The following is a 24,092-nucleotide window of genomic DNA, read 5'->3' on the forward strand; positions in this document are numbered from 1 at the left end:
TCAGCGCCCACCGTCGGCGGCGCCCCCGAGAACACCCGGTCCGGGGTGCTATCCGACAGTCGTCCGAGACAGCCGCACGGCGACCGCGGCGAACACCGCGCAGCCGAGGGCGGGGACGATCAGCGGAGCGAGCTGCCAGGTGACCACCACGGTGAGCACGAGGGCGACCAGCACGGCGCCCGACCCGCGGAGATCGCGCACGCAGAGGCCGGCCGCCTCCCTGAGGAGGGGAGCCCAGCGGGAGTCGGGCGTCCACAGGGTGCACGCCGTGAGCAGCACCACCAGCGCGGCGGCGAGGGCGGCCGAGCAGACCACGGCGACGGCCGCTGCGCCGGGGATGCCGCCGCCCGCGACGAGCGCGAGATCGAGGGCGACCACTCCGATCGCGATGATCAGCCCCAGACCGATCGGGAGGGACCGGACGAGGCCCGCGCGAGCCTCCGCCCACGCCGCCGCGAGGGTCGACGGCTCGTCGAGCACGAAGCGGCGGAGGTGGCGTGCACCGACAGCGAGGGCGAGCGGCAGCGTCACCAGCGGCAGGGCGAGCACCGTGATCAGCACGCCCGTGAAGAGCACCTCGGCGAAGAGCGCGAACCTGTTCGCCGCTCCCGGCCAGCGGAGCGCCGTGCCGTCGGCCGAGGCCGCCCGGGCCTCCCGTGCGGCACGCCGGGAGCGCGCGGCGCTCATCCCTTGAGGCCCTGCGTCGCGACCCCGTCGACCAGGAAGCGCTGGAAGATGATGAAGAAGATCAGCACCGGCAGCAGCGCGAGCACCGAGACCGCGATCGTCGCACCGTAGTCGGAGGCCGACGTCTGGTCGTTGTAGACCCGCAGCGCGAGCGGCAGCGGCTGCTTCTCGGGGGTGTTCAGGTAGAGCAGCGGACCGAGGAAGTCGTTCCAGCTCCAGATGAAGGCGAAGATCGACGAGGTGATGAGCGCCGGGCGGATCAGCGGGATCGTGATCGAGCCGAAGATGCGCAGGTGGCCGGCTCCGTCGATCCGCGCGGCCTCGTCGAGCTCGCGGGGCAGGTTGCGGATGAACTGGACCATCAGGAAGACGAAGAACGCCTCGGTCGCGAGGAACTTGCCGATCAGCAGCGGCCAGTAGGTGTCCATCATCCCGAGCGTGCGGAAGATCGTGTACTGCGGGATGAGCAGCACGTGCATCGGCAGCAGCAGCGTGCCGATCATGAGCGCGAAGTAGAGCGGGCGACCGCGGAAGTCGAGTCGCGCGAAGGCGTAGGCCGCCATCGACGACGAGATCACCACTCCGATGACGGAGCCGACCGCCAGCACCGTCGAGTTGAGGAAGAACTGCCAGAGCGGCACTCCTCCGACTCCGGCGAAGACCTTGACGAAGTTGTCGATGGTCGGGTTCTGCGGCAGCAGGGAGGTCTGGCCGCCGAACTCGCTGTTGGGCTTGAACGCCGCGGCTCCCATCCAGACCAGCGGGTAGAGCACGACCGCCGTCAGGACGATCATGGCCGCGACCCAGATCAGGGTGGCGGTCTTCGGCCGCTTGCGGCGGGGGCGCGTCGGCGGCGCGGGCTCGGTGAGCGCCTGCGTGTCGGCCGAGGGGAGGGTGGTGTCGAAGGTCGTCATCGCGTGTCTCCCGAGTAGTGCACCCAGCTCTTCTGGGTCTTGAACAGCACGAAGGCGAGGACGCCGACGAACAGCAGCAGGACCCAGGCCATCGCCGAGGCGTAGCCCATCTGGTTGTTGGTGAACGCACGGGTGTAGAGGTACACCGTGTAGAAGTTCGTCGCCCCGGCCGGGCCGCCCGTGCCGTTGCCGATGATGTACGCCGAGGCGAAGACCTGGAACGCGTTGATCATCTCGAGCAGCAGGTTGAAGAAGATCACCGGCGAGAGCATCGGCAGGGTGACGCTGCGGAACTTGCGCCAGGGTCCGGCTCCGTCGACCATCGCGGCCTCGTAGAGCTCGGCCGGGACCTGCTTGAGGCCGGCGAGGAAGATCACCATCGGTGCGCCGAACTGCCACACCGCCAGGATGATCATCATCGGCAGGATGAGCGCGGGGACGCCGACCCAGCCGCCGATGTCGAGGCCGAAGATCTGCAGCCCGGAGTCGACGGGTCCGTCGGTCGAGAACATCGCCCGCCAGACGATGGCGATGCTGACGCTCGCGCCGATCAGCGACGGTGCGTAGAAGGCGGAGCGGAAGAACCCGGTGCCCTTCGCGCTGTAGTTCAGCAGCATCGCCACCAGCAGCGCGGCGGCCAGTTTGACCGGCGTGCCGATGAACACGTAGGCGAGCGTCAGCTGCACCGACTGCAGGAACTTGGGGTCGCCCAGGAGGCGCTCGAAGTTGCCGAGCCCGATCCACTCGGGAGACGTGAACAGGTTGTAGTCGGTGAAGGAGAAGTAGAGGGACATCAGCATCGGGCCGAGCGTGAGCCCGACGAAGCCGATGAGCCACGGCGAGAGGAATGCGTAGCCGGCCAGGGTGTCCCGCTTCGGGCGGCGTCGCGCCTCGCCTCCGGCCGGACGAGGGGTGCTCGTCCGGCCGTCGGCGGGGGCGACGCGACCGGATGCGGCGGTGCCGCTCGGGGTCGACGTCGTCGTCATGAGGTGCCTTTCCTGGCTGCTGCACGGATCGGTGGAGGATCAGTTGTCGAGCGTGACGGCGGTCTCGTCGAAGAACTGCTGCACGGCCTCGTCGACGCTGACGGCGCCGAGGCCCAGGCTGGTGCCGAGGTCGAGGAAGTTGGCCTCGATCGCGCCGTAGCCGGCGACCGGTGCGGCAGGAGCCTCGCCGATGCGGTCCTCGACCGAGTCGAGGTAGTCGGCGACCTGCTTGTCGGGGCCCTCGAGGTTCGCGCCCTCGAGCTGCTCGGACGAGGCGGGGATGCCGAGGGTCGCGCCGAAGATCTCGCCGACGTCGGGGCTGTTGATCAGGAAGTCGAGGAACGTCGCCGCCGCCTCGGGGTGCTCGGTGCTCGAGGAGATCGCCTGCATCAGGCCGACCTTCTGGTAGAGGTCCTTCGAGCCCTCATCCGCGGTGGGCGGCGCGGTCATGACGATCTCGGAGGCGCCGCTGTCGCCGATGTAGCCGCCGAGGAAGTTGCTCCAGCTCATCTCGCTCGTCGCGATGCCGGCGCCGAAGCCCGACTTGGGCAGCAGCTCCTGGAGGCGGGCGGCCGGCACGCCGGTCGTGGTGCGCATCTCGTCGCCCTGCTCCCAGAACGCCGCGAGGTCGTCCTCGGTGAAGCCGAGCTCGCCGTCCTCGGTGAACAGCTCCTTGCCGTCGGCGCGCAGCTGCAGCTCGAAGTTCTGGATGCGGCCGGTGTAGTCGGTGCCTCCGTAGACGGCGCCGCCGGTCTTCTCGGTGACGTCGGCGACGTAGGCCGCGTAGTCGTCCCAGGTGCCGCCTCCGGGGTAGGGCTCGAGGCCGTTGGCCGTCAGGAGGTCCTGGTTCTGGAAGATCGCCCAGGCGCTGTAGCCGGTGGGGATTGCGTAGGTCGCGCCGTCGAGCTCGCCGGTCGCGAGCAGATCCTCGGAGATGGTGCTCTCGTCGACCACGCCGCCGAAGTACTCGGAGAGGTCGCCGAGCAGGCCGTTGTCGCCGTACTGGCGGAGGTAGGTGTAGTCGAACTGCATCACGTCGGGGAGCCCGCCGCCGGCCGCCTCGGTCTGGCGCTTCTCCCAGTACCCGCCGTAGTCGGTGAAGGTGGAGTTGATCGTGATGTTCGGGTACTCCTCCTCGAACAGCGCGATGGCCTCGTCGTAGCGCGCGGCGCGGTCGTCGTTGCCCCAGAAGGTGTAGTCGAGGGTGATCGGCTCGTCGGGGTCGACGGTGGCCGAGGCACCGGAGCCCCCACCGGAGCAGGCCGTCAGTCCGAGTGCGGCCGCGGCCATGACGGCCACTGCTGCGACGCGGGTGCTGTGTGTGCGGAACATCTTCGTCCTTTCGAGAACATCATTGTTTCGAACCCCGACGCGCCTGTGAAACGTTTCGGGAAAGCGTTTGCCCTAAAGTACGTCGCCGCCGTGACGGCGTCAAGCGCCGATTGCGCAACCGTCAGGGCGAGGGCCGCCGGCAGCCTCCCGAGGCTGTGCGTGCACGGGAGCGGCGACTGCGTCACCGGAGCAGACGAGCACGCCGTCGACGACCGTGAGCACGGCCGAGCGGATGTGCGAACGGCGCCGCGACGCAGTCGGCGGCATGTCCGCGAGCTCGACCCCGTCCCACTTCGGATGCGTGAAGTAGACGACCAGGGCGCGATCGTGGCCGAGCGGCACGACATCGGCGTGCCGGGCGGCGACCGGAGCGCCGTCGGCCGTCCGCTCGGGCGCGGTGAGGATCAGCCCCTCGGCCTCCCGCTGACGCCGCCACTCGGTCGCGCCGTCGGGCGAGTGGTGCACGGCGAGCCCGCGCCACTCGTCGACGATCATCCAGAAGCGGCCGGACAGCTCGAACACCTTCGGCCCCTCGTGCGGACGCCCGTCGATCGCCACGCCCTCCACGTGCCAGGAGGACGGATCGGCTGGGTCGTCGCTGACGGCGACGCCGGTGGTCGAGCCCCGCCGCTCGTCCTTGAACCAGAGCCGCCACCGGCCGTCGCCGGTCCGAGCGACGGCGGCGTCGATGACGCGATCGGAGCCGAGGTCGATCTCGCCGCGCGGTCGCCAGCGCACGAGGTCCTCGCTGTCGAACACGGCGATGGCCGCCCGGCCGCTCCAGTCGTCCGGCGTGCCGTCGATCCGGGTCACGAACATCTGCCAGCGGTCGCCGATGCGGACGATGTCCGGGGCCCAGAGCGTGGCGGGATCGGCGCTGAGGCCGGCGTCCAGCCCGGCGACCGTGCCGCGGTAGCGCCAGCTCGCCCCGCCGTCGGTCGAGGCGGCGACGCCGATCCGGCTGCCGTGCACCCACTGCACCCCCGGCAGATCGAGGGAGGCGCGTCGCTGCGTGTAGAAGAGCAGCCACTCGCCGCGTAGGGGGTCGGCGACCAGCACCGGGTCCGTCGGCCCGTCGAGGACGGGATCGCGGTAGGGCTCGGCGAAGGCGTCGTCGCGCAGCGGCAGTGGTCGGCTCACGCGAGCGCCGCCGTGATGCCGGCGGCGTCGAGCGGGCCGTCGGCGAGCACGACCCGCCAGCTCCAGCGCGCCGGCCCCTCGAGAGGCCACTCGCGGTGGAAGAACGGGGCGGCGCCGAGCATCGGGGTCGCCCCGGTGCGCACGAACCAGGGCGACGGAGTGACGGGGTTCGCCGGGGAGGCGGCGATCGCCACGGTCGCGGCGCCGGTCGAGAGCGCGAGCCACGGCGACTCGGCGCCCATCGCCGCCTCCGGCGTCGTCGCGCCCTCGGGAGTCAGGACGAGTGCCGCCCCGAACGCCGAGGTGAGCCGGAGGAGGAGCCCGCCGTAGCCCGCTCCGGGGCGGCCCGCGGTCGTCGGCGAGCCGAATCGCAGGCCGTCGACGACGGGGCTCCACTCGCTCGCGATCGTCAGCACCGCCGCCCCCGCGCCGGGCCGGTGCACCGAGTGGCTCCGCCGCTCGCGCAGCAGCAGCCTCCCGGAGGCGTCGATCCAGCCGAGATCCAGCGTCGAGCCGTCCTGCGCGAGCACGCGCTGCGAGCCGTTGTTGTCGAGCTGCCGGTACCCCTCCCCGGCGACCCAGGTCACACCGCCCCAGAAGTTCGCGTCGACCCGCTCGTCGCTGATGCTCAGGTTCGCGACGGCCAGCGACAGGCCGAGGTGCCAGTCGTGATCCGGCGGGCGCAGGTCCGAGACGACGACGCCGCCGGGCGTCGAGACCGGGTGCAGGTAGGGGCGGGGGGAGTCGCGGGCCGGGGTGCGGGGGTCCTCGATGACGAGGGTCGCGATCCCGTCGTCCAGGATCACCGCGGCTCCCGGCGGAGGTCGACCACGTCGGCGCGCGCGGCCGTGCGCAGCGCCGGATCGGTCCGGAGCTCCTCGATCCGCACCGGTCCGCCGCGGCGGGTCGAGAGGTAGAGCGCGACCACGAGCTCCAGCGAGCGGGTCGGCGCGTCGGCGACAGCGGGCAGCGGCTCTCCGGAGCGGAAGGAGGCGTAGACGGCGTCGAGATAGGCCGCGTGGCCGCTCGGCACCTCGTCGGGCGGGAACGCCCAGCCCGCGGTCTCCACCGCGTCGACGTGCGGCGCGGGGGTGATCCGCCAGTGGGCGTGCCCGTGCCCGTAGAGGTGCTCGAGCTCGATCGTGGCGCGCTCGGTGTCGATGCGGATCGCACTCGACTCGCGGGGCGACACCGCGCTCGTGAGCACCGAGGCGACGGCGCCGGAGGCGAAGCGGAGCACGGCCGTCGAGACGTCCTCCGTCTCGATGTCGCGGCCGAGGCGCCAGGCCTGCCCCGACACCTCGTCGACGTCGCCGAGCAGGTGTGCGAGCAGGTCGAGCTGGTGGATGCCGTGACCGAAGGTCGTGCCTCCCCCCTCCGTCTCCCAGCGGCCCCGCCACGGCGCCGCGAAGTAGTCGTCGTCGCGGTACCAGAGGGTGTCGCAGCGCGCGACGAGCGGGCGGCCCAGTGCGCCCGAGCGGAGCAGGGCGCGCGTGTGCGCGGCGGCGGTGCCGGTGCGCTGCTGGAAGACCACGGCGAGGCGGCGACCCGCCTGCTCGGCCGCGGCGAGCATCCGGTCGACCTCGGCGAGGGAGAGGGCCGGCGGCTTCTCGACGACGACGTGCGCGCCGAGGGCGAAGGCGGCCTCGGCCTGCTCGGCGTGCACCCCCGGTGGCGTGCAGAGGTGCAGCACGTCGACCTCGGGGAGGTCGGCGAACGACGTGCCCGAGGTCGCGATGCCGTACTGCGCGGCGAACGCGCGCGCCCGGTCGGCGTCGGTGTCGATCGCGGCGACGAGGCGGGCATCGCGGCGGCCCGTCAGGGCGGCGGCGTGCAAGTGGGCGACGCCTCCGGTGCCGACGATGCCGACCAGGAGCGGCGGAGGAGTGTCGGCGTCCATGAGCGTCCTCGCGGGTCGGGCGACGGCGCGGGGTGCGCTCGCCGGGCCCCTGCACCCTAGCTCGGAAAACGCTTGCCCGCCATCTGCTCGAGGGATAGTGTCGATGCGTGAGAGAACCCCGCGCCTCCGCCGCCCCCCTCGAGATCGACAGGCACCGGCCCGCGCGGTCGGCCCTGGGCCTGCTCGGCCGCTACCGGCGCCGGATCGTCGTCGCGGTCCTGTTCTTCGCCGTGAAGGACACTCCGCTCTGGCTGCTGCCGGTCGTCACGGGCGCGATCATCGACGTCGTCGTGGCGGGAGGGCCGCCCTCGACGCTGTGGCTCTGGACCGCGATCGCCCTGATCGCGCTGCTGCAGAACTACCCGAACCACGTGATGTACACCCGGCTCTACATGAGCGCCGTCCGCCAGACCGGCACGGACCTGCGCAATGCGCTCGCGGAGCGGCTCCAGAACCTCTCGATCGGGTTCCACACCCGCGCGAGCTCGTCGATCGTGCAGACGAAGGTCGTCCGCGACGTCGAGAACGTCGAGACGATGCTGCAGCAGGTCGCGCATCCGCTGCTCTCGGCCGTGATGGTCGCGATCGGCGCCGTGGTGATGACGGCCCTGAACGTGCCGGAGTTCCTCCCCGTCTACGCCCTGGCCATCCCGCTGGCGGTGCTGCTGCGCGCGTTCCTCAGCGCCCGCTCGCGGCGGGGCAACGAGCTGTTCCGCCGCGAGGTGGAGCAGTTCTCGGCCCGGGTCGGCGAGATGGCGACCCTCATCCCGATCACGCGGGCCCACGGGCTCGAGCGCACGGCGGTCGATCGGGTCGCCGCGGGCGCCGAGGGCGTGCGGTCGGCCGGCTACAGCCTCGACCTCTTGAACGGACGCTTCGCGTCGCTGTCGTGGGTGGGCCTGCAGCTGCTCGGAGTCGGCTGCCTCGTCGCCGCCGCGTGGGCGTCGATCAGCGGATGGATCCCGATCAGCGCGGGCCAGGTGGTGCTGCTGAGCTCCTACTTCGCCCTGCTCACCGGGGCCGTGACGAATCTGCTGATGCTGCTGCCGACCATCGCGAAGGGGACGGAGTCGGTGCGCTCGATCGGCGAGCTCCTGCAGGATCCCGACCTCGAGCACAACGAGGGCAAGGCGCGGGTCGACGAGGTGCGCGGAGCGATCCGCCTCGACCACGTCGGCTACCGCTACGACGATCGGACCGCCGCGATCGACGACGTCGAGCTCGACGTGCGGCCGGGCGAGACGATCGCGTTCGTGGGCTCCTCCGGCTCGGGCAAGTCGACGATGCTCAACCTCGTGCTGGGCTTCCTGCGGCCCACGAGCGGCCGCATCCTCCTCGACGGACGCGACGCCGAGACTCTGGACCTGCGCAGCGTCCGCCGCTTCGTCTCGGTCGTGCCGCAGGACTCGGTGCTGTTCGAGGGCTCGATCCGCGAGAACGTCGCCTACGGACTCGGCGCTGTCCGCGACGACCGGGTCACCGCGGCGCTCCGGGACGCGAACGCGCTCGACTTCGTGCGGGCCCTCCCCGAGGGCTGGGACACCGTCGTCGGCGAGCGCGGCGCGCGGCTCTCGGGTGGGCAGCGTCAGCGCATCGCGATCGCCAGGGCGCTCGTCCGCGATCCCCGCGTGCTCGTGCTCGACGAGGCCACGAGTGCGCTCGACCCCGAGGCGGAGGCGCTGGTGCGCGAGGCGCTCGAGCGCCTGATGCGGGGACGGACGACGCTGGTCGTGGCGCACCGGCTCTCGACCGTCCGCTCCGCCGATCGCATCGTGGTGCTCGAGCACGGCCGCATCGTCGAGATCGGCGGGCACGCCGAACTGCTCGCCGCGGGCGGCCGCTACGCCGTGCTGCACGCGGTGCAGGCCGGCGCCTGACTCCGCCCGCCCCGCCCCGCGTCACTCGAGGTGGAAGTACTCCTCGAGGCGCACCATCGAGCGGTCGGGGTGGCCGGAGTCGTCGAAGTACTCCGCCATCGTGTCCTGCCAGCGGGTGTTGACCTCCTTCTCGGCCATGCGCGCCCGCGCCAGCTCGAAGTCGTCGGTCTCGAGGTACCCGACGATCAGGCCGTCGCTCTCGCGGATGAAGAGGGAGTAGTCCGACCAGCCGGTCTCGCGGAGCGCCTCCCGCATCTCGGGCCAGACCGTCTCGTGGGCGGCGAGGTAGTCGGCGATCCGGTCCTTCTTGAGCTGCATGGTGAAGCAGACGCGTTGTGTCATGCCCGTCCTCCTGTCCTGATGAGCGCCCAGCCGTACTGCTCGAGGCGCACCGACTCGACCGCGGTGCCGGTCGCGAGATCCGTGCCCGTCACGTCGATGTCGACCGTCTGGGCCCCGTGGTTGATCACGGTGACGACGTCGCCTCGGCGCGCCGCCTCGACCCAGGGGCTCGGCGTCCGCAGCACGGGGTCGACGCCGGCCTCCGCCGCGAGCCAGGCGGTCAGCCCGGCCATCCCCTCGTCGTCGGGGATCGTGGCGAGGTAGTGGGCGGTCCCCGCTCCCGACGCGCGGGCCGTGAGCGCGGGCATCCCCGCGGTGCGGCCGGTCGTGAACCGCGCGAGCACGTCCACCGGCCGCGGGTCGCCGTCGGGGGCGTGGATCGCGAGCTCCTCGACGAGGTGCTCGCCGGCGAAGGCACCGGAGGGTCCCTCCGCCCGCACCGCCGCGCCCGCCGCGAGCCCGCCGAACTCGAGCACCGACACCCCGAGCACGTCGCGCAGACCCACCTGGAAGCCGCCGTCGCGGAAGGCGTCGTCCTCGTCGACCACGTCGCTGAAGGCCGTCACGAGCAGGCGCCCGCCCGCCTCGACGAAGGAGGAGAGGTTCGCGGCGGCCTCGTCGGTCAGCAGGTAGGAGTGGGCGAGCACGACGACGGAGTAGCCCGTGAGGTCGTCCACGGGACGGACCAGATCGACGGCGATGCTCTGCCGGTGGAACGCCGCGTGCCAGCGCTGCACGAGCGAGAGGAAGTCGAGCGCGACGGGATGGTCGGGGTTCTCGATCGCCCACCAGTTCTCCCAGTCGAGCACGAGGGCGACCCGGGCTCCGGAGTCCGTGGGCCCGAGCTCCGGCAGCCCGCCGAGCACTCCTCCCAGCTCGACCACCTCCCGCCACGTGCGCGTTCCGGTGCCCGCCTGCGGGAGCATCGCCGAGTGGAACTTCTCGCTGCCCCGGCGCGACTGGCGCCACTGGAAGAAGAGGACCGCGTCGGCGCCTCGTCCGACGGCCTGCATCGACAGCGCCGCCATCTGCCCCGGCGCCTTCGGAGCGTTCGCCGGGCGCCAGCTGACCGCGCTGGTGGCCTGCTCCATCAGGAGCCAGGGCACGCCGGGCTTCAGCGACCGCATCAGATCGCGGGTGAAGGCGGCGCCGCGGAACGACTCCGGATCGGCGGGATCGAAGTAGTTGTCGTCACTCACGACGTCGACCTCGGCCGCCCACGACCAGTAGTCGAGAGCCGGGAACGCGCCCATGAAGTTCGTCGTGATCGGCTGCGTCGCCCCGGCCGCTCGGAGGATGTCCCTCTCGCTCACGTAGAGCTCGAGGAGGGTGTCGGAGGTGAAGCGGCGGAAGTCGAGCAGCCCCGCCGGATTGTGGCTGTAGGGGGCCTTCCTCGGGGGCACGATCTCGTCGAAGGAGCCGTACCGCTGCGACCAGAACAGAGTGCCCCAGCGGCGGTTGAGGGAGTCGACGTCGCCGTACTTGCGCTTGAGCCAGGCCCGGAAGGCGACGGCGGCGTTGTCGGAGTAGTCGTACTGCAGGTGGCAGCCGTACTCGTTGTTCACGTGCCAGAGCACCACGGCCGGATGGTCGTGGTACTGCTCGGCGATCGCGGTCACGAGCCGGGCCGCGAGCCGGCGGTAGTCGGGGGAGGCGGGGCTGTAGGCCTGCCTGCTCCCCGGCCAGTAGGTCGCCCCGTTCTCGTCCTGCGGCAGGAGGCCCGGGTAGGTCCGCGCCGCCCAGGCGGGCGGTGAGGCCGTCGCGGTCGCGAGATCCACCGCGATGCCGTGGCGGTGCAGGAGGTCGAGCACGCGATCGAGCCAGCCGAAGTCGAAGGTCGCCTCGTCGGGCTGGATGCGCGCCCACGCGAAGATGCCGAGGCTGACGAGGGTGACCCCCGCCTCCTGCATCCGCCGCGCGTCGTCCTCCCAGATCGCCTCGTCCCACTGCTCGGGGTTGTAGTCGCCTCCGTAGTGCATCATCCGTGCGGCATCCTCTGCTTAAAACGTTTCACGTCCTGCTTACCGTGTGCGCCGGGGCGATGCAAGGCAGGGGAGGGCCCGCCGCGTCTCGAGCCGATCGCACCTGCGTACCCTGGACCGCGGCGGCCCGAGACGCCGCACGCTCTGGAGGACCCGTGGCCCGAACCGCCGACCCCGTCGAGGAGGCGACCGGCCGCCGGGCGCGCACGACGCTCCTCCGCGCCGCTCGAGCGATCGACTCCGTGTCGACCGTCGAGGACGCGTGGATCCTCGTCGAGGGCGACCGCATCCGCGCCGCCGGCTCCGGCGAGGCACCGCCCGCCGACCGGATCGTCGAGGCGGGCGAGGCGACGCTCGTCCCGGGCTTCCTCGACATCCACGGGCACGGCGGCGCGCAGAGCTCCTACGACGACGGGCCGGAGGCGATCGCCGCTGCCCTCGCGATGCACCGCCGGCACGGCACCACCCGCTCCGTGCTCAGCCTCGTCGCCGCGCCGATCCCGGCGCTGGCCGCGTCCCTCGCGGTCATCCGCGACGCGATGTCCGGCGACCCGCTCATCCTCGGGGCGCACCTCGAGGGGCCGTTCCTCTCGCCCGGCAACCACGGCGCCCACGATCCCCGGCAGCTGCGGGAGCCCTCGCGCGGCGACGTCGCCGAGCTCCTCGACCGCGGTCGCGGCGTGCTCCGGCAGATCACCCTCGCGCCCGAGCTCGACGGCGCCCTCGAGGCGATCCGGCTGATCGTCGACGGAGGCGTCGTCGCGGCCGTCGGCCACACCGTCGCCTCCCACGGGCTCGCGCTGCGCGCGTTCGACGCGGGAGCGACCGTGCTGACCCACGCCTTCAACGCCATGCCCGGCATCCACCACCGCGAGCCCGGGCCGATCATGGCGGCGGCCGAGGACGAGCGGGTCACCCTCGAGCTCATCCTCGACGGCGTGCACGTCGCTCCGATCGTGGCGCGGACCCTGTTCCGCGCCGTGCCGGGCCGGATCGCCCTGATCACCGACGCGACGGCGGCGGCCGGAGCGCACGACGGCGCCTACCGGCTCGGCTCGCTCGAGGTGCGCGTGGTCGACGGGGTCGCCCGCGTCGCGGGGACGGACACGATCGCCGGCTCCACCCTGACCCAGGACGCGGCGCTGCGGACCGCGGTCGAGCGCCTCGGTCTCGGCCTGCAGGAGGCGATCACCGCGCTGACAGCGACTCCGGCCGCCGCGATGGGGGTCGGCGACCGGTTCGGACGACTGGCTCCCGGCTACGCGGCCGACGTCGTCGCGCTGCTGCCCGATCTCTCCGTCGGCCGGGTCTGGGCGGCGGGCGAGCCGGTGCCCGGGAGCTAGCGGGCGGCCACCACCAGCTCGTTCATCGTCCGCAGCACCTCCGGCGCGAGCAGCCGCTCCGGGTCGACCAGCGTCGCCGTGCGGACGTGCACGACCGCCTCCTCGCCGGGCAGCAGGGTCACCAGCTGGTCGGCGGCCTCGGCGTCGGGGGACGCGACGTCGGCCAGGACCGCCAGGTCGCGGACCACCCCGGTCGCGGTGACGCGCACGTCGACGCCGCCGGGGACGTGGGACGCCGTCGCCGTGAACGGGCGCGGCTCGAGCTCCGAGTCGCGGGGCTCGGCGAAGAACCAGAGTCCGCGGACCGTGCCGACCGAGGCGCGGAGGAGCTCTCGGGAGGCGGCGTGCGCCTCCGAGACCGCGGCGGCGACCGGCACGCGGGTCGCCGAGCGGGCGGCGACCTCGATCGTCGACTCCGTGCTCGCGAGCACCGTGCCGTCGTAGTCGAGACGGTCGACGACGAGGCGCCCGCTCCAGGCCTCCGGTGAGTCGTTCACCGCGACGACCGCGAGGCCCTCGCCCTCGGGCTGCACGGTCACGATGCGGTCGGCGAACGCCTTGCGGAGGGCGTGCAGCAGCGGCTTCGGGCGCTCGTCGCCGTCGACAGCAGCCCACGACACGACGGGCCAGCAGTCGTTCAGCTGCCAGAGGATCGCGCCCTGGCAGTGCGGCAGGAGGGAGCGGAAGTACTCGATCGCGACCGTCACAGCCGCGGCCTGGTTGAGCTGCATCGCCCAGTGCCACTCGGGCATGGTGTTCTGCAGCGGCAGGTGCGGCAGTAGTCCGTCGGTGAGCTTCGCGTTCCCCTCCATCGCCTTCTGGTGCACGAGCATGCCGGGCGACTCCGGAGTCAGGGGGTCGTCGCTGATCGAGCCGACGAGCGTCGACCACGCGGGAGGGCCCTGCCAGCCGAACTCGGCGACGAAGCGCGGGCGCTGGTCGCGGTAGCTCGGGTAGTCCTGGCGGTTCCACTGCTCCCACAGGTGCATCGAGCCGTGCAGCTCGTCGTTCGGGTGCAGCGCGGGGTCGGGCGAGAAGGGGCTGCCGGGGGTGTAGCCGACGTGGGGGGCGAGCTCCGCGACGATCGCGGGGAAGAGCTCGAAGTAGTAGCCGGCGCCCCAGGTGCGGCCCTCGAGCCGGAGCTTCCAGTTCCAGTCCTCGTGCCCCCAGAGGTTCTCGTTGTTGCCGTTCAGCAGCACGAGGGAGGCGTGCGCGCCCAGACGGGCCACCGCCTCGCGCGACTCCGCCACGATCTCGCTCCGGAGCGGCTCCTCCTCGGCGTAGGCGGCGCAGGCGAGCAGGAAGTCCTGCCAGACGAGCAGGCCCAGCTCGTCCGCGGTGTCGTAGAGGTCCTCCGACTCGAAGATCCCGCCGCCCCAGATGCGGACGAGGTTGACGTTCGCATCGAGCGCCTGCCGCAGCCGCCGCTCGTAGCGGGCCCGGTCGACGCGGTGCGGGAAGGCGTCGTCGGGGATCCAGTTCACGCCGCGGACGAAGACGCTCGCGCCGTTGACGATCAGCGTGAACGGGGCGCCCTCCGCGTCGGGTGCCGTGTCGATCTCGACCGTGCGGAAGCCGATGCGGCGCTCGACCCGCTCGAGCTCGGTGCCTCCGGCGGTCGCGGTGACGACGAGGTCGTGGAGCACCGGCTCGCCGTAGCCGACGGGCCACCACCGGTCGACGTCGTCGACGCGCACCTCGAGCGAGGCCTCCGTGGCGCCGTCGTCGAGGACGGCCTCGGCGGTGCCGCCCGCCACTTCGGCCCTGACCGTGATCGGGCCGGAGGCCGCGCGATCGAGGCGGATGCTCGCCCTCAGCACTCCCGTCGATCCGTCGAGCGTCGGCGAGGTGACGAGGGAGGCGATGCGCGCGACCGACCACGAGTGCAGCGACACCGGCCGCCAGATCCCGCTGCTGGAGGTGTCGATGCCCCAGTCCCAGCCGAAGCTGCACGCCGACTTCCGCAGCGCGTTGTAGGGGTGGTGGTTGACGTGCGGCCGGTAGCCGAGCTCGAGGCTCGCCCGGTCGGCAGCGGACACCGGGGCCGAGAAGTCGACAGTCAGCTCGTTGCGGCCCTCGCGGAGGAGGCCGTCGACCGGCACCCGGTAGGAGCGGTGCTGGTTGCGGCTCTCGAGCACGGTGACGCCGTTCAGCCGCACGTCGGCGACCGTGTCGAGGCCGCCGAAGTCGAGCTCGACCCGGTCGTGACCCTGGTCGGCCCACTCGAACGCCGTCGCGTACCGCCAGTCGGTCGCGCCGATCCACTCCTGCAGGCGCTCGTTGCCGTCGAGGAACGGGTCCTCGATCAGCCCGGCCGCGAGCAGGTCGGTGTGCACGACTCCCGGCACGGCGGCGGGGATGTCCCCGGCGCGCAGGACCGCGTCCGGGACTCCCCTGGCGCTCGTCGGGCGGAGGGTCCAGCCCTCGTGCAGGGTCCGGGTGCTCGTCATCGGGTGGTCCACGTGATCGCTCCTCGCGTCGGGCCGGGCCGGCGGCACGAACCTACACTCGGACCATGCGCCACGGAATCGTCATCCTCCCGCAGGAGCCCTGGATCGCGGCCCGCCGGAAGTGGCAGTCGGCCGAGGGTCTCGGCTTCGACCACGCCTGGACCTACGACCACCTCTCGTGGCGCTCGCTCGCCGATCAGCCGTGGCACGCGACCGTGCCGACGCTGACGGCGGCGGCCGTGGTGACCGAGACCATCCGCCTGGGCACCTTCGTGGCGTCGCCGAACTTCCGGCACCCGGTGCCGTTCGCGAAGGAGGTCGCGACGCTCGACGACATCGCGGGCGGCCGGTTCCTCCTCGGTGTCGGCTCGGGAGGGACGGGATTCGACGCCACCGTGCTCGGCCAGCCGCTGTACTCCGCGAGGGAGCGGCACGAGCGCTACGCCGAGTTCGTCGCGGCGCTCGACGTGCTGCTGCGCCACGAGGCGCCGGGCTCGGGCGGTATCGACCTCGAGGGCGCCTGGTTCACGGCGAGCGGAGCCCGCATGGTCGGCGAGCCGGCGCAGCGGCCGCGCGTGCCGCTCGTGCTGGCGGCGAACGGTCCGAAGGGTCTGGCGCTCGTGGCCGAGCACGCCCAGGGCTGGGTGACGACCGGCCGGGAGGGGACGGACGGCGACGAGTGGTGGGCCTCGGTCGCCGCGCTCGGCGAGCGGCTCGACGACGCGCTCGAGGCGGCGGGGCGCGACCAGCGCTCGCTCGACCGCTACCTCTCCCTCGACTCCGGACCGTTCTTCTCGTTCGAGAGCGTCGCCCGCTTCGACGAGATGGTCGGCCGCGCCGAGGAGCTCGGTTTCACCGACGTGATCTCGCACTGGCCGCGTGCCGAGGGGGTCTACGCGGGCGACGACGAGGTGCTGTACGAGGCGGCCTCGCGGTTCTGAGCCGTGACGGTCAGCGCCGCCGGCCGCCGAGCAGCGCGTGCAGCAGCGGCACGACCGAGGCCACCAGGAGCACCGTCCCGAGCACCCCGTCGTCGGGGCGGAGGATCGCCCCCGCGATCAGCAGGCCCGCGAACAGCACCGCCGAGATCACCCGCCGCACCGTGCCCTCGAGCACCGTCAGGCGGCGCTCGACGCTCGGGACGGTGACGGCGAGCCTGCCGTCGTCGAGCGTCGTGACCAGCTCGTCGAGCCGCCGCGGAAGGCGCCAGATCAGCCCCAGGGTGTCGACGGCCTGCCGGCCGATGTCCTGCGCGACGTTGCCCCGCTCCTCGCGGATCAGCTGCTGGGCGTAGGGCTCGACCGAGTCCCAGAGGTTGAACGCGGGGTCGAGCGCGCTGGCGACACCGGAGGTGAGCGACATCGCCCGGATGACGAGCAGGAAGTTCTCGGGCAGCTGGAACGGGAGCGAGCGCACCACGTCGCCGAACTGCACGGCGAAGTCGCGGAACTCTCGCGGGTCCACCTCGCGCAGCTCGGCGAAGCCCATGCCTCCGAAGCGGGCGAACAGCTGCGTCATCGCCTGCTCGAGCTCGCGCGAATCGGCGGAGGGGAGCAGCACGCCGACCTCGCGGGCCGCGTCGACCAGGCCCTTGCCGTCGCGCGAGGCGGCGGCGATGAGCATCTTGCGCAGACCCGCGCGGGTCGACGGCGGCACCTCGCCCATCATCCCGAAGTCGATGAACGTCAGCCGCCACGGCTGCTCGGCGCCGGGAGTCGGGGTGACGAAGATGTTGCCGGGGTGCGGATCGGCGTGGAAGTAGCCGTTCGTGAACAGCTGGTCGAACATGACCGCGGCGAAGACGGGCGCCACGTCCCGCGGGTCGATCCCGGCCGCGGCGAGCGCGGCGGCATCGGTGATCTTGATGGCGGTGACGTCCTCGAGCGTCAGCACCTTCCTCGTCGAGCGCTCCCAGACCACGTCGGGGATGCCCACGCGAGGGTCGCCGGCGAAGTCCGCTGCGAAGCGGATCGAGCTCGCGGCCTCGTGCAGGTAGTCGATCTCCTCGAGGCTGGTCGCCGTGAACTCCTCGACGAGCGCGGGCGCGTCGACCCGGTCCGAGACGAGGCGGACGTGGCTGAGCCAGCCGCCGACCCGCCGCAGCGCCGCGAGGTCGACCTCGACGATCCCGTCGATCCCCGGCCGCTGCACCTTGATGATCGCGGTCTCGTGCCCGGTGTCGGCGGCGTCGGTCGGGTTCAACCGCGCCCGGTGCGCCTGCCCGAGCGAGGCGGCCGCCACCGGCGACTCGTCGACCCAGGCGTAGGCGCGCTCCAGCGGCATCCCCAGCTGGGCCTCCGCGAGCACGCGGATCTCGGCGAAGGGAACGGGCGGGACCTCGTCCTGCAGCCCCTCGAGCTCGCGGGTGATCTCGGGCGGCAGCACGTCCAGGCGCGACGACATGAACTGGCCGACCTTGATCATCAGCCCGCCGAGCTCGACGGCGAGCACGTGGAAGCTGCGCGCGAAGCGCTGCATCCGCCGCGGTCGGGTGCGCAGGGCGATGGAGGAGAGCCCGACGCGCGGCAGGAGCAGATCGAAGAACCAGGTCACCGCGAGGTGCCAGCCGGCGAAGCGCAGGATGCGGCGGTACCGCCTGCGGTCGCTCCGTGTACGGAAGCCCGGGTCGCCGGGACCCGGGCTGACCGACGGCACCCGGGTCAGTCCTGCGCGAGGATCGCGTACAGCCTGCGGCGCGTGTCCTCGAGTTCCGTGATGGCCTGCCGGATCTGCGCCGGAGAGCCCGAGCGACCGACCTGCGCGGCCGCCTGCGCGAGCGCGACTCCGGCCCTGGGCAGTGCCCCGAAGTCGACCGACTCGGACTCGGCCGACGCCCACGGCGCCGACGTGCCGGAGCCCGCGACCTGCGCGTGACCCGCCTCGGTCAGCGTGTAGGTCTTGCGGCCGTTGGACTCGTCGGCGGCGATCAGGCCCTCGTCGGCCAGCAGCTGCAGCGTCGGGTAGACCGAGCCGGGGCTCGGCTTCCAGGCCCCGCCGCTGCGCTCCTCGATCTCGTGGATGATCTGGTAGCCGTGCATAGGCTGCTCGGCGAGGAGCGCCAGCACGGCGGCGCGGACGTCGCCGCGGCCGACCCGGCTGCCGACGCGCTTGTCGAAGCTGGAGCGCGCCTGCTCCATGGCCTGCCAGATGCCCTCGATCGGGTTCCCCGTGCCGAAGCCGGGCGTGGAGTACGAACTGTTCATGGTGACCTCCCGTTTCTCCGAACGATACTCAGCGATATGTGCGGCGACTGTGAGCGACAGCCCCTCCGCGATGCCCGTCAGCGCTGTCCGACCGGGGAGATCACCAGCTCGTCGATCCGCACGTGCGCGGGGCTGTCGAGCACGAAGAGCACGGCGCGGCCGATGTCCTCCGGAGTCAGCATCGCGGCCCGCTGCTCGGCGCCGGGGACCGACGGGCGCAGCGCGAGGAAGTCGGTGTCCACCTCTCCGGGGCAGAGGTGGCAGGCGGCGATCCCGTGGCGCCCCTCCTGGTCGTTGAGGGAGGCGCAGACCATCGCCAGCGCCGACTTGCTCGCCATGTAGGCGACTCCGGAGCCGGGGGAGAAGCGCCAGGCCGAGACCGACGAGACGACGACGATCGATCCGCGGCCGGCGGCGCGCATCGCGGGCAGCACCAGGTCGATCGTGCGGACGACCGAGGTCAGGTTGGTGTCGACGATGTGGGCGAACTCGTCGACCTCCTGGTCGGCCCAGTCGCGCTTCGGAGCATTCAGCCCGGCCGAGAGCACCAGGGAGTCGACCGGCCCCCAGGTCTCGACGATGCGCTCGTGGGCGGCGGAGAGAGCGGCGGGATCGCGGACGTCGACGGGGACGGCCAGCGCCTCGCCTCCCGCGTCCCTGATGGCCTGGACGGTGCCCTCGACCGCCTCCGCCCGTCGGCCGCTGACGGCGATGCGCCGGCCGGAGCGGGCGGCGGCCAGAGCACTCGCCCGGCCCATGCCGCTGCCCCCGCCCGTGATCCAGAGGGTCCCTCGGTCGGTCAGCGTCATCTCGTCCTCCGTCGCCCGGGCGCGCTGTCGGGCCGCGCCGATACGTGCGATCATAACGTCACTGATCACTCAAACGTATGCTTTATCGGAGGCACGAATGGACTGGGATCTGCAGGGACGCGTCGTCGTCGTCACGGGAGCGGGGCGCGGGATCGGCCGCACCATCGCCGAGGCGTTCCTCGCCGAGGGCGCGAGCGTCGCGGCGCTCGACGTCGCCGCCGAGTCGGTCGCCGACTTCGCCGATCGCCCGTCCGCGGCCGGGATCGCGGTCGACGTGCGCGACTCCGCCTCCGTCGCGACGGCGATCGCAGCCGTCGTGGAGCGCTTCGGAGGGATCGACGTCGTCGTGAACAACGCCGGCATCAACGCGGAGGGACGCATCGAGGATCTCGACGACGACGCCTGGCAGCGCTGCTTCGACGTCAACGTCGCCGGAGTCTTCCGGGTCACCAAGGCCGCGATCCCGCACCTCAAGAAGAGCGGGCGCGGGCGGGTGATCAACGCGGCGTCGTTCGCGGCGATCGTGCCCAGTGTCGGCAGCGCCGCCTACGCGGCGTCGAAGGCCGCGGTCGTGCAGTTCACCCGCGTCGTCGCGGGAGAGCTCGGCCCCTGGAACGTGACCGCCAACTCCTACGCGCCGGGCATGATCCCGACGGCGATGAACGGCTTCGCGACGATGCCCGAGGACGCCCAGTCGCGCCTCCTCGACACCCTGACGCTGCGCCGCTGGGGCGAGGCGTCCGAGATCGCCGACCTGCTGCTCTTCCTCGCGAGCGACGCGTCGCGCTACATCACGGGGACCCTCATCGACGTCAGCGGCGGCAAGCTCGCGACGCAGATCCCGGCGCGGGCGTACGAGTCCGCGGGCTCGTGACGCCGACCGGGTCGTCCCCGACCCCGCCGCACTCTCCGGCCCGCGCCTCCGCCGCGACGCGGTCGCTCCCGGGGCTGCACGAACAGGTGCTCGACGCACTCGGGGGCGACATCTGCGCGGGGCGGCTCACGCCGGGGAGCGTCCTCACCCTGCAGAGGATCGAGGAGCGCTTCGGCGTCTCGCGCTCCGTCGGGCGCGAGACGATCCGGGTCCTCGACTCGATGCGGCTGGTCGTGTCCCGTCGCCGGGTGGGCGTGGTGGTCCTGCCTCCCGACGAGTGGAACCTCTTCGATCCACGGGTCGTCCACTGGCGCCTGCAGGCGCCGGATCGGGACGCTCAGATCGCGGCGCTCGCCGAACTGCGGATCGCCGTCGAGCCGGAGGCGGCCCGTCTCGCGGCGACCCGCGCCACCTCGGCAGAGGTCGCCGAGCTCGTGAGCATCGCCGGGCGGATGTGGGCGGCGGGTGAGGACGAGGATCGGGAGCGGTTCCACGAGCTCGACCTCGGCTTCCACTCGCTCGTCCTCGTCGCCTCCCGGAACGGGATGTTCTCGCGCCTGGAATCGGTGATCAGCGACACCCTCACCGGACGGCGGGAGCACGGCCTCGGGCCTGACCAGCCGCTCCCCGTCTCGCTGGGGCTGCACGCCGAGGTGAGCGCCGCGATCCAGCGCCGTGATCCGACGGTGTCCTTCTCCTCGATGCGCCGGCTCCTGCTGCAGAGCGTGGCGGAGTCGATGCCGCACAGGGGCGACAGGCGCTCCTGATCGTCCTCACCCGCACGTCGGGCGGCCACTTGTCCACAGAAGAGGCGGTGGCGCGCCCGCCCACACGAAAGTGAGCATTACTCTCCTCGCACGGGGCTGACGTGAACCGTCGTCGGCGCACTGCGCCCGCGCGGCTGAGGAGAGGACATCGGATGAGTCGAACGGAACGGTCGGGGCCGGCTGGCCGTCGGAGGCGGGAGGCGAGAGCCGCCCGCGCGTTCGCGGGCGCGACGGCGGGCTGCGCGCTCGTGGGCGGACTGCTCGGCAGCGGGGTGGCGACGGTGCCCGCGGCGGCGGCGGCGGCCGAGCCGCCGCGCACGACGATCGAGAACACGCTGCTGCACGGAGGCGCGACCAACGCGGGAACGACGACCGTCTCGGCCTGGGTGCAGAAGGGCGAGACGTTCCGCGTCGACCTCCACCCGCTGAAGGGCGGTACGGGAGCGGGCGAGGGCGAGAGCGGAGGCGGGGCGGCCGCGATCACCGCCCCCGACGGCACCGTGCTCGATGCGCAGGCGTTCGCCCGCGGCGCGCCGCCGTCGGTCGCGGCGGGGGGCGAGTTCGTCGCCTCCGAGACCGGGGTCTTCCGAGTGAGCGTGACCGACGACGACGTGACGGCGCCGGTCAACCTGGTCTGGAGCATCGGCGTGGCCGACGCGTCGGGGCGGGCGATCGCGGGGCGCGTGTGGTCGGACTCCTACGGCATCCAGTCGGGAGCGAAGAGCTCGTACTCGAGTCCCGGCGAGCGCAGCTCCTCGTTCACCCTGCACGCCGTCACCGAGACGGGCGCGCGCTACGACATGACGCTGCGCGGCTACGACGGAGTCGCGTCGACCCTGCAGGCGACCAACAAGGGCAACGTGCGCGTGGGGTCCTCCGACCCCTCCTACCTCTCGGTCCCCATGCCCGAGTCGACCGAGGCGGGCGGCGTCGGCGCTTCGTACGTGCAGGCGTCCGGCCGCGCCGGGATCTCGGGCCTGCAGACCTACAGGCTGTTCCTCGACGAGCCCGCCGACGACCTGCCGGCCTCGATCGCGCCCGAGTACCGCGCGCCGACGATCGAGGGCCTCGCCTACCGACGCTCGGGTTCCTCCTCGAACGCGGGATCGCTGACCGGCACGCTCGGCACGCAGCCCGGCACGGTGACGGTCGACATCGACGCCGACGGCGACGGCGGCTACGACGGCGAGCGCGATGTGCACCTCACCGAGATCGTCGCCGAGAAGGGGCCGTTCGCACTCGAGTGGGACGGGCTCGACGCCCGCGGCGACGCCGTCGATATCCAGGACCCCGACGTGGGCTTCCGCGCCTCGATCGGGCGCACCAACGAGTTCCACTTCACCCGCGTCGACGCCGAGACCTCCTCGGGAGGCATCTCGATCGTGCGCTCCACCGGCGGCGGCGACAGCCCCACCGCCATCCACTGGGACGACTCGCTCCTCACCGGGTCGAACGCCGAGCGCTACTCGGCGACCGCCGACGCGGTGTCCGGCGAGGGCGGCGCCGACTCGGCCGCGGGCGTCCACCGCTGGGAGGCCGACGACTCCGGGGCGGGTCGGGCGCCGAACGCCAACGACTCGGTCCACGGCTCCTACGGTGATCTGCGGGCGATCGACGACTACGCGTTCGGCTCCGACGGCGCGGTCGCGACCGCCGGCCTCGACGCGCTGACGCCGCACGTGACCCTCGCGAAGAGCTCGTCCGTCGACTCCGACGTGCCGCTGCTGCCGGGCGCGCGGGTGCCCTACCGGGTGACGCTCACCTCCGACGGCTCCGGCGACGTCACCGACGCCGCCGTCGTGGACCACCTCGACCGGGGCGTGCTCGACGACGCCGACCTCGACGCGGAGTCGATCCGCACCTCGCACGGCTCGGCCTCGGTCGACCCCGGCACGGGCCGGATCGACTGGGCGGCCGGCACGCTCCCCGTCGGAACGGTGGCGGAGCTGACCTTCGACGTCGTCGTCCGGTCGGGAGGCGATGGCGACCTCACGAACACGGCGTGCCTCGCGGGAGCGCCGTTCGTCCCGTCCGATTCGACGACCGGGACCGACGCGAACCCGTGCGCGACCGTGCCGCACACCGTCGGCGAGGGCCGACTCTGGCTGCAGAAGTCGGCATCGCAGTCCTCCGCCGAGCACGGCGGCGAAGCAGGCTTCGACGTGGTGGTGGGCAACTCGGGCTCGGTCGACGCGACCGGGGTCACGGTGACCGACGTCCCCACGCTCGAGCACCTCGCCGACGCCACGATCGAGGACGGGCGCGGAGGCGTCCAGTCGGCGAGCGAGCCGGTCACCGGGCTGAGCATCCCCGCGGGCGGGCAGATCGCGCTCCACGTGAGCGGGCGCGTGGCCGACGGGTACGACGCCCTCACCATCCCCAACCGGGCGACGATCTCCGACCAGCCCGAGGGCTTCGACCCGCCGACGGTGCAGAACCCGTGCGCCGACGACAGCGCCTTCTCGTGCGCCGAGATCCCCGTTCCTCCTCTCGAGGGGCGCCTCGAGATCGAGAAGACCGCCCGGGAGGAGTCGGTGGCCCACGGCGACACGGCCTGGTTCGAGATCGTCGTCTCGAACATCGGTGACCGACCCGCCGACGGCGTCACCCTCTCCGACCTGCCGACACTCGAGCACCTGTCCGGCGTGACGATCTCGCGTGACGGCGGGCCCGCCTCCGCCGATCTCTCGGTCGAGGGCCTGTCGCTCGCCCCGGGCGAATCGACGACCTTCACCGTGATCGGGGTGGTCGCGGACGGGGTCGACGCGTGGACGATCCCGAACCGGGCCCGGATCGACGATCTGCCCGCCGGCTTCGCCCCCACGCTCGTCGGCAGCCCCTGCTCCGACGAGGCCGCCGCGTCGTGCGCCGAGGTGAGGGTGCCGCCGATCGGCGTCGTGCCCACCGTCCTCGCCTCGACGGGCGCCGCCGCGGGGCCGTTCGCCCTCGCCGGGGCGCTGCTGCTGCTCTCGGGCGGCGGTCTGCTCATCGCCCGGCGGATCCGCGGCGTCGGCCCGACGGCCGAGCCGATCCAGCACTGACGGCGAGGAGGGAGCCGGGATGGACCGGCTCCCTCCTCACCCCACGTCCACCCCTGCGTCCTGCCCCGCCCCGAAAGGCACCGAACGATGTCCCACCCCCACGACGCGCTGCCGCTGCGGGTCACCGAGCGCTTCCCCCTCCCCGACGGCCGCGTGGGCGTCACCGCCTGGTCGGCCGCCGATCCGGAGCAGCTCGAGCAGCAGCTGCGGACCCGCGCCGGGCACCCCCAGCCCGAGCGGGAGCCCGGCCGGCGCCTGCACCTGGCACGGGCTCCGATCGTGACGATCGAGGAGCGGCAGGGCTCCGGGCGCCGCCTCGTCGATCCCGGCCACGAGGCCCTGACCGACCGGCGCTGGCGGCGAGCGCTCACCCGGTCGCACCGGCCGCCGTGGCTCCGCCGCCTGATCGGTCCGCGCGACCTCCCGCGCACGGATCCGCCGGCGG

At 72.7% G+C, this 24,092-nt stretch carries 19 protein-coding genes; 6 read left to right on the forward strand and 13 right to left on the reverse strand.

Features of this window, described 5'->3' with window-relative positions; translation table 11 throughout:
• Positions 1-48: 48 nt before the first annotated feature.
• The 7 genes from B9Y99_RS11700 to B9Y99_RS11730 form a co-directional block, all read right to left on the reverse strand.
• On the reverse strand, positions 49-687 hold the full coding sequence (locus tag B9Y99_RS11700; protein WP_085476775.1) for a hypothetical protein: 639 nt from the start codon (positions 685-687) through the stop codon (positions 49-51).
• Positions 684-1,601 (reverse strand): carbohydrate ABC transporter permease, encoded by a 918-nt coding sequence (locus tag B9Y99_RS11705; RefSeq protein ID WP_085476776.1) that lies wholly within the window; start codon positions 1,599-1,601, stop codon positions 684-686. Before B9Y99_RS11705 ends, B9Y99_RS11700 begins: the two co-directional genes overlap by 4 nt.
• Positions 1,598-2,587 carry a carbohydrate ABC transporter permease gene (locus B9Y99_RS11710; protein WP_085476777.1) on the reverse strand — a complete coding sequence of 330 codons (990 nt, stop codon included), beginning with the start codon at positions 2,585-2,587 and terminating at the stop codon, positions 1,598-1,600. The genes B9Y99_RS11705 and B9Y99_RS11710 overlap by 4 nt, the downstream gene beginning before the upstream one ends.
• A gap of 39 nt (positions 2,588-2,626) precedes the next feature.
• On the reverse strand, positions 2,627-3,919 hold the full coding sequence (locus B9Y99_RS11715) for an ABC transporter substrate-binding protein (protein ID WP_085476778.1): 1,293 nt from the start codon (positions 3,917-3,919) through the stop codon (positions 2,627-2,629).
• Positions 3,920-4,018: 99 nt separating this feature from the next.
• Positions 4,019-5,059 carry a glycoside hydrolase family protein gene (locus tag B9Y99_RS11720; RefSeq protein WP_208856944.1) on the reverse strand — a complete coding sequence of 347 codons (1,041 nt, stop codon included), beginning with the start codon at positions 5,057-5,059 and terminating at the stop codon, positions 4,019-4,021.
• Positions 5,056-5,865 (reverse strand): DUF6807 domain-containing protein, encoded by an 810-nt coding sequence (locus B9Y99_RS11725; RefSeq protein ID WP_085476779.1) that lies wholly within the window; start codon positions 5,863-5,865, stop codon positions 5,056-5,058. The genes B9Y99_RS11720 and B9Y99_RS11725 overlap by 4 nt, the downstream gene beginning before the upstream one ends.
• Complete coding sequence (locus B9Y99_RS11730; RefSeq protein WP_085476780.1) at positions 5,862-6,959, reverse strand: Gfo/Idh/MocA family protein; 1,098 nt, start codon at positions 6,957-6,959, stop codon at positions 5,862-5,864. Before B9Y99_RS11730 ends, B9Y99_RS11725 begins: the two co-directional genes overlap by 4 nt.
• A gap of 107 nt (positions 6,960-7,066) precedes the next feature.
• On the opposite strand from B9Y99_RS11730, the gene B9Y99_RS11735 reads away from it, so the two are divergent.
• Complete coding sequence (locus tag B9Y99_RS11735) at positions 7,067-8,836, forward strand: ABC transporter ATP-binding protein (protein ID WP_085476781.1); 1,770 nt, start codon at positions 7,067-7,069, stop codon at positions 8,834-8,836.
• A gap of 21 nt (positions 8,837-8,857) precedes the next feature.
• Here the strand turns inward: B9Y99_RS11735 and B9Y99_RS11740 are convergent, their stop codons facing one another.
• Together B9Y99_RS11740 and B9Y99_RS11745 are read right to left on the reverse strand one after the other, a co-directional pair.
• Positions 8,858-9,178, reverse strand: coding sequence for an L-rhamnose mutarotase (locus tag B9Y99_RS11740; RefSeq protein ID WP_085476782.1), 321 nt, complete (start codon positions 9,176-9,178; stop codon positions 8,858-8,860).
• Positions 9,175-11,160, reverse strand: a complete 1,986-nt coding sequence (locus B9Y99_RS11745; protein ID WP_129588010.1) for a beta-galactosidase — start codon at positions 11,158-11,160, stop codon at positions 9,175-9,177. Before B9Y99_RS11745 ends, B9Y99_RS11740 begins: the two co-directional genes overlap by 4 nt.
• A gap of 155 nt (positions 11,161-11,315) precedes the next feature.
• Between B9Y99_RS11745 and B9Y99_RS11750 the strand changes: the two genes are divergently transcribed.
• Complete coding sequence (locus B9Y99_RS11750) at positions 11,316-12,503, forward strand: N-acetylglucosamine-6-phosphate deacetylase (RefSeq protein ID WP_244274887.1); 1,188 nt, start codon at positions 11,316-11,318, stop codon at positions 12,501-12,503.
• Here the strand turns inward: B9Y99_RS11750 and B9Y99_RS11755 are convergent.
• Entirely contained in the window at positions 12,500-14,953 is a 2,454-nt protein-coding gene (locus B9Y99_RS11755; protein WP_085477375.1) for a glycoside hydrolase family 2 protein, read from the reverse strand. The genes B9Y99_RS11750 and B9Y99_RS11755 overlap by 4 nt on opposite strands.
• Before the next feature lie 65 nt (positions 14,954-15,018).
• On the opposite strand from B9Y99_RS11755, the gene B9Y99_RS11760 reads away from it, so the two are divergent.
• Positions 15,019-15,894 (forward strand): LLM class flavin-dependent oxidoreductase, encoded by an 876-nt coding sequence (locus B9Y99_RS11760; protein WP_085476784.1) that lies wholly within the window; start codon positions 15,019-15,021, stop codon positions 15,892-15,894.
• 10 nt (positions 15,895-15,904) lie between these two features.
• Here B9Y99_RS11760 and B9Y99_RS11765 read toward each other — a convergent pair whose 3' ends face one another.
• The 3 genes from B9Y99_RS11765 to B9Y99_RS11775 form a co-directional block, all read right to left on the reverse strand.
• Positions 15,905-17,608 carry an ABC1 kinase family protein gene (locus tag B9Y99_RS11765; protein ID WP_129588011.1) on the reverse strand — a complete coding sequence of 568 codons (1,704 nt, stop codon included), beginning with the start codon at positions 17,606-17,608 and terminating at the stop codon, positions 15,905-15,907.
• A 5-nt stretch (positions 17,609-17,613) separates the two neighbouring features.
• Positions 17,614-18,156 carry a PadR family transcriptional regulator gene (locus tag B9Y99_RS11770; RefSeq protein ID WP_085476785.1) on the reverse strand — a complete coding sequence of 181 codons (543 nt, stop codon included), beginning with the start codon at positions 18,154-18,156 and terminating at the stop codon, positions 17,614-17,616.
• A 77-nt stretch (positions 18,157-18,233) separates the two neighbouring features.
• Positions 18,234-19,019, reverse strand: coding sequence for an SDR family oxidoreductase (locus B9Y99_RS11775; RefSeq protein ID WP_244274888.1), 786 nt, complete (start codon positions 19,017-19,019; stop codon positions 18,234-18,236).
• A 43-nt stretch (positions 19,020-19,062) separates the two neighbouring features.
• Here B9Y99_RS11775 and B9Y99_RS11780 point away from each other — a divergent pair, with 43 nt between their 5' ends.
• The 3 genes from B9Y99_RS11780 to B9Y99_RS11790 all read left to right on the forward strand — a co-directional run bounded on the left by B9Y99_RS11780 (position 19,063) and on the right by B9Y99_RS11790 (position 23,647).
• Positions 19,063-19,839: an SDR family NAD(P)-dependent oxidoreductase gene (locus tag B9Y99_RS11780; protein ID WP_085476786.1), complete on the forward strand. Its 777-nt coding sequence runs from the start codon at positions 19,063-19,065 to the stop codon at positions 19,837-19,839.
• A gap of 86 nt (positions 19,840-19,925) precedes the next feature.
• On the forward strand, positions 19,926-20,606 hold the full coding sequence (locus tag B9Y99_RS11785; RefSeq protein ID WP_208856945.1) for a FadR/GntR family transcriptional regulator: 681 nt from the start codon (positions 19,926-19,928) through the stop codon (positions 20,604-20,606).
• Positions 20,607-20,758: 152 nt separating this feature from the next.
• Positions 20,759-23,647, forward strand: coding sequence for a DUF7927 domain-containing protein (locus tag B9Y99_RS11790; protein WP_129588012.1), 2,889 nt, complete (start codon positions 20,759-20,761; stop codon positions 23,645-23,647).
• Positions 23,648-24,092: the final 445 nt, after the last annotated feature.

This window comes from Rathayibacter oskolensis (assembly GCF_900177245.1).
Taxonomy (GTDB): Bacteria; Actinomycetota; Actinomycetes; order Actinomycetales; family Microbacteriaceae; genus Rathayibacter; species Rathayibacter oskolensis.